The organism is Microcoleus vaginatus PCC 9802 (assembly GCA_022701275.1).
Lineage (GTDB): Bacteria > Cyanobacteriota > Cyanobacteriia > Cyanobacteriales > Microcoleaceae > Microcoleus > Microcoleus vaginatus_A.
This window is the reverse complement of record CP031740.1, coordinates 2,695,495-2,708,692: the sequence shown is the minus strand read 5'-3', so window position 1 is coordinate 2,708,692 and position 13,198 is coordinate 2,695,495. Positions and strand designations below refer to the sequence as shown.

Annotated in this window: 8 protein-coding genes; all 8 read right to left on the bottom strand. The window is 44.1% G+C overall.

The genetic code is table 11. The annotated features are described in order from the left end of the window. Positions 1-76: 76 nt before the first annotated feature. A complete protein-coding gene (locus D0A34_10980) occupies positions 77-1,807 on the bottom strand; it encodes a diguanylate cyclase (GenBank protein ID UNU22245.1) in 1,731 nt (576 codons plus the stop codon). Positions 1,808-1,866: 59 nt separating this feature from the next. Then, a complete protein-coding gene (locus D0A34_10975; GenBank protein UNU19323.1) occupies positions 1,867-2,319 on the bottom strand; it encodes a response regulator in 453 nt (150 codons plus the stop codon). A 163-nt stretch (positions 2,320-2,482) separates the two neighbouring features. Beyond that, a complete protein-coding gene (locus D0A34_10970; protein UNU22244.1) occupies positions 2,483-2,713 on the bottom strand; it encodes a hypothetical protein in 231 nt (76 codons plus the stop codon). A gap of 92 nt (positions 2,714-2,805) precedes the next feature. Then, entirely contained in the window at positions 2,806-4,713 is a 1,908-nt protein-coding gene (locus tag D0A34_10965) for a PAS domain S-box protein (GenBank protein ID UNU19322.1), read from the bottom strand. Further along, positions 4,714-6,657: a hybrid sensor histidine kinase/response regulator gene (locus tag D0A34_10960; protein ID UNU19321.1), complete on the bottom strand. Its 1,944-nt coding sequence runs from the start codon at positions 6,655-6,657 to the stop codon at positions 4,714-4,716. Between the two features lie 286 nt (positions 6,658-6,943). Then, positions 6,944-10,102, bottom strand: a complete 3,159-nt coding sequence (locus D0A34_10955) for a hybrid sensor histidine kinase/response regulator (GenBank protein UNU19320.1) — start codon at positions 10,100-10,102, stop codon at positions 6,944-6,946. Further along, positions 10,099-10,497 carry a response regulator gene (locus D0A34_10950; GenBank protein ID UNU19319.1) on the bottom strand — a complete coding sequence of 133 codons (399 nt, stop codon included), beginning with the start codon at positions 10,495-10,497 and terminating at the stop codon, positions 10,099-10,101. The genes D0A34_10955 and D0A34_10950 overlap by 4 nt, the downstream gene beginning before the upstream one ends. Positions 10,498-10,557: 60 nt before the next feature. Beyond that, entirely contained in the window at positions 10,558-13,101 is a 2,544-nt protein-coding gene (locus tag D0A34_10945) for a CBS domain-containing protein (GenBank protein ID UNU22243.1), read from the bottom strand. Positions 13,102-13,198 lie beyond the last annotated feature (97 nt).

Genomic DNA, 13,198 nt, shown 5'->3' with positions numbered 1-13,198 from the left:
AGGTCAACAATATGAGTTGTGAGTTGTGAGTGAAAAATCAAACACGTTCTTACTAATTACCAATTACCTTCAACTTTTACATAAAAATCGGGGAAGATTCCGAGTTACTGCTGGCGTGACAAATGCGATTTTTGCCTTCGGTTTTGGCTTGATAAAGGGCGCTGTCAGCGCTGCGAATTAGGGTGTTGGGAGATTCCTGGGCAGAAGGAATCGCTGTCGCAATGCCGCAACTGAGGGTAACGTAGGGCCCGATCGACGATCGCGCGTGGGGCAGTTTCAAGCTGGCGATGCCGTCGCAAATTTTCCGGGCGACAACGTTTGCCCCTTGGGCGCTGGTGTTCGGCAGCACTAGGGCAAATTCTTCGCCACCGTAGCGGGCAGTCAAATCCCCAGCCCGGTTGGTGCCTCTGGCCATCGCCCCGGCAACTTGGCGCAAACAATCGTCCCCGCCGAGATGCCCATAAAACTCGTTGTAAAGTTTAAAAAAGTCGATGTCAAACATAATTAAAGACAGCGGCAGTTCCTCTCTTGCCAATCGGCGCCACTCTAAGCTCAAAACGCGATCAAACTGGCGGCGATTGGCAATGCCAGTCAGTCCGTCAGTAGTTGCCAGTTGCTGCAATTTTTGATTGGCTATTGCTAGCTTGCGGTAAAGTTGAGATTGTTCGATCGCGATCGCCACTTGATTTGCCAACTGCTGTAAAAAATCTATTTCCCACTGCTGCCATTCCCTGACACCGCTGCAATTGTAGGCTGTCAGCATTCCCCACAAACTATTGTCATTTTCTGCGATCGAATCCGGCAAATTTTTACCCTGCGCCTGCGGTTTGCCACTCGCCTGCTGCCAGATATAATTTTCTGCTGCATCTTGATTTTTTTCGCCTTCCCAAACAGGGGCTTCTTGTGTTTCTTTTGCCGTTTCCCAGTCGCCTGATTGCCAAATTGGCACGCTGATAACTGCTGCAATTTCACAATCTGCCAGCAATTCTTTGCAACTGCCAGCCAAGGGGGCAGTGCTGACATCTGCTATTGCTTGTACCGACTGGGATTCGACTAAAACAAAGCATGACACCGCCAAAGCAGCACTAATATTTTGGTTTTCAATATAACCTTCTGGCAAACCGTCACCGGCGACGATCGCACCTTTTTGCTCTTCCCCGTCCAATTGAGACACCCAATCCTGACAGCGATAAATTAAAACGCGGTCTGTTTGGAGAAATTGGCGCACTTCTGCAACGGTATTTTGGAGAATGCTTGCCGGATCTATTGACGATCGAATATGTTCGATCATTTTGCCCAACAGCCGCTGTCGGAGAGCCTGCTGCCGCAATTGTTCTTCGATTTGCTGGCGTTCGATTGCGTAATGGATTGCCCGCACCAGCAGAGTTCTGTGAAATCTTCCCTTTACCAAACAATCTTGAGCGCCCCAGCGCAATACCGACCGGGCCATATTTTCATCGTTGATATCTGTCAGCACCACAATTGGCAATGTGGGCCATCGCCCTTTCAAAACTGCGAGATCCTCGCTTCCCCTCAAGCTGTCTGACCCTGACAAATCTAATAGTACGGCGTCAAACTTGTCTACTTCCAGACGCCCAACTCCTATCTCCAGAGACTTAACAGTTTGGAGAAGAAATAGAGAGTCGCTGAATGACCCTAGAAGGTCTTCGATCATTGTCGGATTTCCCAGGTCATCCTCAACCAACAAAATTTTCAGACATTGGTTACGTGTTAACACAACTATAGCGTTCGGAGCGAGTCGAAGGCAACTTTTTTGTTTTGAGAGCGATACTTGCGATCGGCAAATATTTCGGCTTATCAAATTCACTATACACTCAAACTATGGATTTAGCCCTCCATTAAACTTTACATATCCGGCGGGAGTGAAACTATTTCAAACCAATACTCACATAAAGTCTTCATTACTTCAAGCAATCCTTCAAAAGTGACTGGTTTGGATATGAAAGAATTGGCTCCCAAGCGGTAGCAAAGCAAGATATCTCCTCTGCGGTGGGAAGTTGTGAGCATTACAACCGGAATTTGTTGCAAATGGGGGTCAGATCTGATCGAAGTTAGTGTTTCGCGCCCGTCCAGCCTCGGCATATTTAGATCCAAAAGTATCAAGTCTGGTTGATGCCAATTGCTGCTAGCAAAATATTGACCACGACGATACAAGTAGTCTAGCACTTGTTCTCCATTTTCCACAAATTCACTCGTAATTGCTAATCGAACTTCTCGCAGTGCTTCCTTCATCAAAAAGCGCGTATCCTCGTCATCGTTTGCTATTAAAAGAGTAAATTTTTTCGTTTTATAATTCACGGCTTTGCCTCACTACGAACGTCTTTTGTGAGGTTGCGGCACTTTGAGCCGTGTCTGAGTACCTGCAAAGCATCTCTTGCCATCATCCGGTAAATCTGGCTGACAACACTGAAATTGTGTTGCAGCAATTTACAGTTTTTCTCCATTTGCAAAGGTTTGCGAATCATGCTTGTTTCACTTGGCAGTCTGTGCGAGAAGCGGCAAACTGCAAACACATCACAAATCCTTGTCCGCGAACTACGAGGGAAACTACTGCATCCCAAAGCAAGATGCTCTCGATACAGTTGAAAAAAATTAACAAGTCTTGCGCGCACCGCTGATTTATAAGTTGTATAAGGAGAGAGCTAATAGATTTATATTGATAAATTTTTAGCTCCATGTCATCAGTGAATATGCTACACTTTATAAGCATTTTTGTAAAGAAAAGATAAAGATATTTAAAGCTTAAGTAAAGGACGGGTGACTGCTTCAGGCGGACTGCTGACTTCACTTTGTTAGAGGAATAGAAAAATAAAAAGTCGAGCCTTGATTGGGTTCTGATTCTACCCAAAGGCTGCCGCCGTGCCGATCGACAATTCTTTGACAAATCGCTAAACCGATACCAGTTCCCGAATACTGTTTTTGGGTGTGCAAGCGCTGAAAAATCTGAAAAATTCGCGGATGGTACTCTGAGGCAATCCCAATACCATTATCCTGCACTGAAAACACCCAGCTATCCCCCTGACGCGAAGCGTCCACCTGCACCACTGGCGCTTCACTGCTGCGGTACTTAATGGCGTTACCAATTAAATTTTGAAACAGTTGCAGCAGTTGAAAACAGTCACCTTTTACCATGGGCAAATCCCCCCTCGTAACTGAAGCTTGATTCTCGCGGATGGCCAAATGCAAATTAGCACAAGCATCCTCAAAAACCTGATTGCAATCTATCATCTCAAAAGGTTTCTGACTGCGACCGACCCGCGAATACTCCAGCAAGTCATCAATCAGCGCCTGCATCCGCTCGCAAGAATTAACAATATTGCGGATAAATTTATTCCCTTGGGCATCAAGTTGGTTGGGAAAGCGTTTTTCTAATAGTTGAGCGTAACCGGCAATCGTGCTCAAAGGCGCTTGCAAATCGTGAGAAGCCACGTAAGCAAACTGTTCTAGTTCGGCATTAGAACGAGTTAATTCTTGAGCGTAGCGGGTTTGAGTGTCTAAACTCGCTTGCAGCAGTTCTTGTACTAGCTTGCGTTCGGAAATATCCTCGATCGCACAAATCAAATACTGCAGCGTCCCTTTGACATCGCGCATTGCCGAAACAGTAACATTTGCCCAGCGCACAGCATCATCTTTACATAGCAACCGCTTTTCCACAGAAAAAGTTTGAATCTTCCCGGATAACAGCGAGCGCAAGTATTCTCTGTCCGCTTCTCTGTCATCGGGGTGAGTAATTGCCTCCCAGTTTTGGTGTAGCAATTCGGATTGTGCATAGCGAACAATTTGACAAAAGCCGGGATTTACCCGTATAAATTTACCGCAAAGCGCGGTTTTAGCTATGCCGACCGCAGCTTGCTCGAATATCGCGCGGAAGCGTTCTTCGCTGTCTCGTAGAGCAATTTCTGCTCGTTTGCGCTCGGTAATATTACGAAAGGTTACTGCCAGACCATCGTTTAATTTGACCGCCACAATGTGCAGCCAAATAATTGTATCTGCCTCCTGTTCGTAATAAAATTCTTGGTCTACAGTTTCTCCTGTTTCTACTACAGAAACATACAAATCAAATAACCCGTTATTGCTAACTTGGGAAACTTTGGCTAACAAATTCTTGCCAACTATCTCATTTAATAGGAAACCATAAAATTTTTCGGCAGCAGGGTTGATCAAGAGCCACTGGAAATCTACAATATTTCCCTCACTGTTGCGGACTGCAGAATAAGCCACCACACAGTCTAAGGAACTATTTAATATGCTAGCAAGCAGCGACTGCGACTGTTGCAGTTGATAATTTTGTTCTTTTAATTGCTGTTGCAGTTTTTGCAAGCCGACTTGCTTGTCGATGCGTGCTAAAACTTCTTCTACTTGAAATGGTTTAGTAATATAGTCGGCCCCTCCTACTCGAAAAGCTTGTAATTTATCGTTCATTTCATCTAATACACTTAAAAATATCACCGGAATTTGTTCGGTTTCCGGTGTCGCTTTCAGTCTCCGACAAACTTCATAACCGTTCATTTCCGGCATTCTAATGTCGAGCAAAATTAAATCGGGGCAATGGGTGCTCGCAACATTCAACGCCAGTTGACCGCAAATAGCTCGGTAAACTTGATATCCCTGGGATGTTAGTAGTTTGGATAAGAACCGCAGATTGCTCGGTTGGTCATCAACCACCAATACTTTAATTTCGCTATTATCCATTTATTTTAAACTCGATTGAGTTAAATCCATGATCTTGTCGAGCCGATAATCGGCAAGCAAATCTTTTAAAGCATCAGCTAAAGTTGGATGACTTTCCCAGATGCGATCGACAAGTTGAATCGCCAGCTCTTCATTAACATCATTAGCTGCATCGTAGAGTTCCTGCACCCAGCTTTGAGGCATCTGAGCCAGCAGCCCTCCGAAAAATGAATCGGGTTTTTCCCTCACACAATAACGCCGTAAAGCCCCGGCTGGGAGGCGGGGCAACTCTTGATAAAGATAGCGCACTCCCAAGTAGCAAGCCATCTTATCAAAGAGGATTTGTTCTTGAAAAGGTTTCCGCACAAAATCGTCGCAACCTGCGGCGATAACTTCGCCTTTTTTTTCCTCAAAAGTGCTAGCAGTCAGAGCAATAATTATAGTTCGCCACTGAGTTTGTTTCTCTTTAGCTCTAATTTGTCGCACAGCTTCAAAACCGTCCATTACCGGCATTCGCGTATCCAGCCAAATTAAATGAGGCTGCCAACTTTCCCAAAGTTCAACAGCTTGGTAGCCATTTTCTGCTTCTCGGACTTCAAAACCAATTGGTTGCAACAATTTAACCAGGAGCAGCCGATTTTCTTGATTGTCGTCAACTGCTAAAATCCGATAAACCGGTTGATCTGCTTCTAGTCCGATCACCCGCTGCAATGTCGCCACTGTTATTTCAGACGAAATAGCCGCAAATACTGGGATATTAAATTTAAAACTGGTTCCCTCACCTAAAACACTTTTTACCCAAATATTGCCGCCCATAATCTGCACGTATTTTTTAGTAATTGTCAAACCCAACCCCGTACCATCAGCCGCTTTTCTCCCAGCTTGTGTTTGGACGAAAGCATCAAATAAAGTATCAATTTCTGGTGTTGCTATGCCAATTCCCGTGTCTTCAACTTCAAACAAAATTAACAACGGTTCGACTGAGGTAGAGTTAGGATGACTTTCCGATTCTGCAGGCTGCTGCGGCTGGTTGCTTTCCACGCTCACGCGCAGCCAGATACGGCCCCCGTCGTGAGTAAATTTCATGGCATTTCCCAGCAGGTTAATTAAGCAGACGCGCAGCTTTTTTTCGTCAGTTTTTATATATTGGGGAACATTGGTGTGGACGGAAAATCTCAGTTGCATTTTTTTTGTTTCAGCTTTGATTTGAAACATTTCTTCGAGAGTGTCGAGGAGTTGATAAAGGTCAAAGCTGCGTTCATCTAAGCCAATTATCCCTGCTTCTATTTTCGACAAGTCTAAAACATCGTTAATTAGTTCCAGCAAATGTTGACCGCTGCGATTAATAATTCGGAGATTTTCGATATTTTCGTGGCTGAGCAAAGAGTCGCGGCTCATGACTTGGGTAAAACCCAGGATGGCGTTGAGGGGAGTCCGCAATTCGTGGCTCATGTTGGCAACGAATTGACTTTTTGCGAGCGATGCAGCGGCCGCTGCTTCTTCGGCTTTTTTGCGTTCTATTATTTCTTCTTGCAGTTCTTTATTGCGATCGAGCAATTGTTTTTTCAGTCTTTGGATAGTCACTTGGTGTTCGATTCGCGCTAAAACTTCTGCTACATGAAACGGTTTTGTGACATAATCTACCCCTCCTACTTGAAAGGCGGTTACTTTGTCCAATACTTCATCTAAAGCGCTGATAAAAATAACAGGAATTTCTGATGTCTTCGGATCGGCCTTGAGCTGCCTGCAGACTTCGTAGCCGTCCATTTCCGGCATTTTGATGTCAAGCAAAATCAAATCGGGAGAACCAGATCGCGCGGCTCTGATGGCCATTTTGCCGTTAATTACGCCGCGGACTTTGTAGCCGCGATCCGACAGCGTTGCTGATAAAACTTGCAAATTTTCTGGAGTATCGTCAACAATTAATATGTTGCCTTTATTTTCTTCTATTTGATTTTGTGTCATCGATTGCTATTTTTTGTTAATTTAAGAATTGTTGAAATTAGGAAAACTGGTTAAATACTCATTATAGCACTCCCTTTTCAATCAACTGCTTTGATATTTACAGAACTTATCGTAGTTGAGATTTGAGATTTGAGATTAAAGAATTGGGAATGACTGATGATTACCAGGGTGTGGAGTTTGGCTAGAAGTAAATTACCCGATCGCCGACAGAGGAGTTTACAAAGAGGGGAGCGACCTAAATTATCAATAATCCTGAACCTGGTTCAATCCCTTCTTCTTTCATCCTTCAACAATTTCTAAACTCCTCAATCAAATCGATAATCCGATCACATCGGAAGTTATTCGCCAAATCGGCGATCGCGCTGCGGAAACTAGCATTAATAGAAGGAATCGACAACAACAGCCGAAAAATCTCCTCGTTATCAACCGCATCCGCCGCAGAATACAATTCATCAATCCATTCAGCAGGCATAGCTTCCAAAAATGAAGTATTGAGCGTAAAAGCCAAATCAGCCGTTTCATTTGCCATGGAAACCTCGGCGGACACCGCAGCCTCAGAACTTAGCGAAGCTTCTCGATCATAAACATAGCGGACTCCCAGATGCTTAGCCATCTTTTCCACAATCACTTGCTCCCGAAAAGGCTTCGCTACAAAATCATCGCAACCAGCAGACAAAATCAGCGATCGCTCCTCATCAAAAGCACTTGCAGTCAGAGCAATAATCACCGTTGCTTGACCTTTCAAATGCGCTTTAATCTGTTTAGTAGCTTCGTAACCGTCCATCACCGGCATTCGCATATCCATCCAAATCAAATGAGGTTCCCAACTCGACCACATTTCCACAGCTTGAACGCCATTTTCAGCTTCCTGCACCACAAAGCCGAGCGATGTCAGCATTCTGACCAACAGCAAGCGGCTTTCCAGGCGATCGTCAACAGCTAAAATCCGGTATTCTGGCTGTCCGGGTTCAAGACCCACCACTCGGCGAGCTGTTTGAGCCACCTGAATTTCCATTTCATTAGGGAGCGAAACTTTAACATCAAATCTAAAAATGCTGCCGCGACCGAGGGTGCTTGTTACCGTCATCTTCCCTCCCATTAACTGAACGAACTGTTTGCTGATTGGCAAGCCCAAACCGCTTCCTTCTTGAGCTTTTTTTCCGCTTTCTGTTTGCGCGAAAGGTTTAAACAAATTGTCCATTTCTTCCGCAGAAATTCCTGAACCAGTGTCTTGCACTTCAAATAGCAAACAGCAATTGTCACTTGCCGAAATTTCGGGGTAATTTTTGTTTTTTAGCAGCTCATGTTTAATTCTCAAATTAACACCACCTTCTGCAGTAAATTTAATAGCATTGCCGACGACATTTATCAATACTTGTCGCAATTTGCTTTCGTCCGCTTCTATATATTGAGGTAGGTCTGGTCGACAATCAAAAATTAACTGCAAGCCTTTTTTTCCGGCTTGCAGCTTCAGCATATTTTCAGTATTTTTTAACATTTTGTGCAAGTCGAAGGTGCTGTTATTAAGTGTCACCAGCCCGACTTCAATTTTTGACATTTGCAGAATATTGTTGATCAGAACGAGCAAATGTTCCCCGCTCTGGCTAATAATTCCTAAGTATTGCTGTTGGTCGGCACCGAGGTTTGGGTCGCGGGCCAGCAGTTGGCTGAAACCGAGAATTGCGTTGAGGGGAGTCCGCAATTCGTGGCTCATATTCGAGAGAAATTCGCTTTTTGCCCTGTTGGCTCTGTCAGCTTCTTCTTTGGCTTTTTGCAGGACTATTTCAGCTTGTTTGCGTTCGGTAATATCGCTAGCAGTGCCTGTTGTGCCGATGATGTTTCCTTCAGCGTCCATGCGCGCGATCGCCTTGGTATTTACATCAATCTTTCTGCCGTCTTTTCCCAATACTATATTTTCGTACTGAAACACAGTTTTTCCCGTCAGCAAGCGCTGCTGAAGTTCCCATTTCCAGTCTATTTCTCCTGGTGCCAAGAAATCGCTAAAAGAACAACCGAGCATTTCTTCAGGCTCGTAACCGTATATTTGTTTAACTGCTTGGTTCACAAAAGTAATGTGGCCTTGAGCATTGCAAGACCAGATAATATCTTGGGAAGTTTCAACTAAATGACGGTATTTTTCTTCGCTCTCTGCTAGGGCTATTTCTGCCAGCTTGCGTGGGGTAATGTCCATCAAAGTTGTGAAGAGTTTTGTCACTTGCCCTTGTTGGTTGACAACTACTTCTCCTCTGGCTTCGATGTAGCGGATGAAGCCGGCTTCACTTATTTGGGAGGGGCAATTATCCGCAGCAATTTCCGGTTCCAGGCGCAGAATTCGATATTCCAAACTGTAAGATTGCCCGCTAGCAATAGCAGTGTCGATCGTTGTTTGCCACTTTTGTCGATCGTCCGGATGCACGTATTGCGAAAACTCAGTTAGTGTTGGCGCAGGCTGGGTTGGATCGAGTCCAAAAATCCGAGATAACTCTTCCGACCAAGTAGTTGTGTTGGCAGAGAAATCGCATTCCCAATTACCGACACGGGCGATTCTTTGCGCTGCTGCTAAAGAAGCCGCTACAGCTCGGAGTTTTTCTTCCGCTAATTTGCGATCGCTAATATCTTGAATCACAGAAATCACGCAGGTTTCGCCATGAATGTCAATGATTTCTGCTGACAGCAACCCGGTTCTGACTTCCCCTATTTTAGTGCGAAAATTAAATTCGTAGTTGAGAATAATTTGTTTTTCATCTAACATTTTAAACAACTCGGCGTGGGCTTGTATATTTTCCCAAAGATTCAAATCAAGCGCCGTGCGATCGAGGATTTCTGCTGCTGAATAACCGATGGTCTGGCAAAAAGCCTCATTAATTTCTAAATAACGACCGTCATTAAGTCTGGTAATAGTAATCGGGTTGGGAGAAGAACGAAAAGCTTTAGCAAACTTTTCCTCAGACAAGCGCAGTTGTGCAGTCCGCTCCTCGACTAAAGTTTCCAATTCTTGATTTAGCTTTTGGAGTTGAGCATTTTGTTCCGCTAATTGCTTCTCCCTAAAATAGCTGTTAATCGCTTCTTTTACCGTCAACTTCAAATCTTCTGACTGCCAAGGTTTCGATATGTATCGGTACAATTTAGCATATTTAATAGTATTCGCCACTGCTTCTAGGTCTGCTTGCCCCGTCAGCATGATTTTGATAGTTTTTGGCGAAATTCTGTGTATCTGCTTCAGTAATTCGTCTCCTTTGATATTTGGCATCAGATAGTCGGAAATCACTGCTACGATTTCGCAACCCTCCGCCAGTAATTCCTCTATTAACTCCAAAGCATCTTCGCCGCCTTCAGCGGTTTCTAATAAGTGTTCTTCCCCCAGGGTTTTTTTTAACTCAATTTTCAAACTTTCAAGAATTATCGGTTCGTCATCCACGCAAATAATCACAGGTTTATTGTTCATATTTTTGCCAAACCAGATTTTATAGTTTCTACTAATTCTTTGCGCTCCCACGGCTTGTACAAACAACGGTGCAAGTTGGCTTGCTCTTTCACCCGTGCTATTGCTACTTCGTCGGCTTGCCCGGTTAGCATGACTTTCACAATTTTGGGATATTTTTGGTGAACCATAATCAAAAAATCATCTCCTTTAATACCTGGCATTAACCAGTCAGATACTATGATCAAAATATGACTTTCATCTTCTTTTTGAATTTCCTCGATAATTTCCAGAGCTTCATCTGCATTTTCTGCTACTTCATAGAGGTAAGCATCCCCAAATTCTTTTTTAAGTTGAATTTTTAAACTATTTAAGACTACAACTTCATCGTCAACGCACAAAATTACTGGTTTAGGCATAAAAGTTTACTTCTATTAAATTTTAAACTTAGGGGCATTTCCCTCTTTTTTTAATTACTATCAAGGGATTTCGATGGGCAAGGATATAGTAAATTTTGTTTGACCAGGCACGCTTTCTACTTGCAGTTCACCTTGGTGTTTTTCCAGAATTTTTTGAACTATATCTAATCCCAAACCACTGCCTTCCCCTGGAGGTTTAGTTGTAAAAAACGGCTCAAAAATTCTCGGCATAATCTCTGGGGGAATGCCTGGACCACTGTCCGTAATACTGACTGATATTGCGTTCCCTTGGTGTTTGACATCAATTTTTAACACTCCTTTGTTGCCCATCGCTTGTAAAGCATTGTGAACCAAATTTGTCCAAACTTGATTTAGTTCATCAGGATAGCATAGCACAGAGGGCAAATTAGTACCATAGTTTCTGACTACTTCCACACCGTGTTTGATTTGGTAGTGGTAAAGCGTTAAAACAGTATCAATACCGTCGGTAATATTAGCGATTACTTTGGAACCCGACTGGTCGTAACGAGAGTAGCTTTTCAAAGCAAAAACGATTTTGGCTGCCCTATCCGTAGCCGTAGCAATATTTTTAGTGCTTTTTTGTACCGTAGCAAATTGGTAGGCAGTTTCTACAATATTTCGACTTTGGCTGTCTTTCAACAAAGGCAAAAAACGTTCTACATTATTGCAGATGCCGATATCTAATAAAGTACAGGCAAGACTGGCGGCGTCGTCAATGTTTTCTGATTCTAATTGCCCCTGCAAAAGTTTTTTTAACTGACGTTTTTCTTTACTAGATAATGTATCTGTTTCGTGGCGGGAATTGTGTAGCAAAGCAAAGAAATCCTGCCGCCGTTCCGGGGATAGTTGTTGAAAAAATGTCGGCAACTGCTGCAATTGTTCGGTCAAGAAGTCGGCGATGTTCTGCACAGAAGAGCGAATCGCCCCTAAAGGAGAATTGATTTCATGAGCAACTCCGGCAATCAACTGTCCGAGGGCTGCCATTTTTTCTGATTGAATGAGTTCTTTTTGAGTCCGCTTCAGTTCTTCTAAGGTATGAGATAACTCTGCATTTTTTTGGCACAGCGCTGACTCGGCTATTTTGCGGGCGTTGATGTTGCGGGCAACCCAAATGACTGCATCTTTTGAGAACAGAGAAATGCAGGCGGAAAACCAAATTTCGCGGTCACAAACTGTTAAGCTGTAGTCAAAATTGAGAGTTTGTTGTGTTTCTAATACTTGCTGAACTAACACCCACCAATCATCCGGGTTGTCGTCGTCAAAAAAATGTTCTATGGTCAAGCTGACTATATCACAATCAGGCTCAGGAGCCGCTGCCACATTCGTTGGCAAAACTTCTATGTTCCTCTGACTGTCTAGCACGAGAACGATGTCGGTCATCGCTTCAAAAACGGCGCGGACTTTCCTTTCAGAAAAGTGCAATTTTTCTTCGAGCAATTTTTTACCGCTAATTTGTTGCTGCAATTCTTCGTTACTGGCTGCTAGTTGAACTGTGCGGTCTAGAACTCGCTGTTCGAGTTGGGTGTTGAGGCGGCGAACTTCAGCTTCAGCGGTGGTGCGGTCTTGTATTTCCTTTTTTAACTGACTGTTGGCATTAATTAATTCTAAAGTTCGCTGTTGGATTTGTTCTTCCAAATTATCATTTAAGATTCGCAACTTTTCCTCGACTTTTGTTCTCCGCAACGCTTCTTTTTGCAATTCTTCGTTCATTTTGTTCAACTCCTGAATTTTGTCGGCAACTGTTTCCTGCAAAAGCTCGACATTTGCGTGCATTTCTACCGGATCTAAGGCCTGCAGCAGGCTAATTTCAGTCACAATTCCGGCTAAATATCCTTCCTCGTCCACCACCACCAAGCGCCGGATGCCGTGCTGCTGCATTAACTGGTGAGCCTGCCACAAGGTGGCTTTTACCTGCAACGGTATCAGCGGAAAACTCATCGCGGCGGTGACGGGAGTACGTGCGAAATCTAGTCCAGAAGCTTGGAATTTAACAATGTCGCGTTCTGTAATTATGCCCACAGGTTTCTGATTTTTGTTGTCGCTGTCAGTGCAGATGACTATGCAGCTTTTCCGCTGGGTTCTCATTTGTTTTGCGACTTCTAAAACTGAGGCGCTGCTTGAGGTAACTATTAATTGTGTAGTCATAATTTCTTCGGCGCGCCACATTTTCAGCAAGTCGGCTGGTTTGAGGATTTGACGGATGCTTTCGCAAGTGATAGCGCCTAGCAAGTTGCCACCTTCGTCTGTAAGGGGTAAATGACGGATTCTTTTCGATCGCAATATGCTCAATGCCTTGAAGATATTCCCCGTTTTATCGAGGGAAATGGCGATCGGGTTTTCAGTCATTACCTCAGAAATTGCCACCCCTGCTAGCGGTATTTCGCTAGCAGTTATTTTCACAACATCGCCTTCTGTAAAAATTCCGAGCAATTGCTGCTCAAAGGCGATTAAAATGCAACTGGCACTCGCCTCTGTCATGGCAGCAATTGCGACTTTCAAGGGTGTGTCTGGAGGCAGCACCGGTGGTTTGGGGTCGATCGCCTGTTCTAGCAAGCTTTGGGTATCAGACACTGTTGTTAACATGGGCAAATCAAGGGGGATAGATGCAGGCGGAACCGACACTTAATACCATTTTAGATTTCCGATTTTACAGTCGCGGTATGCTCACCCCAGTCCAGCT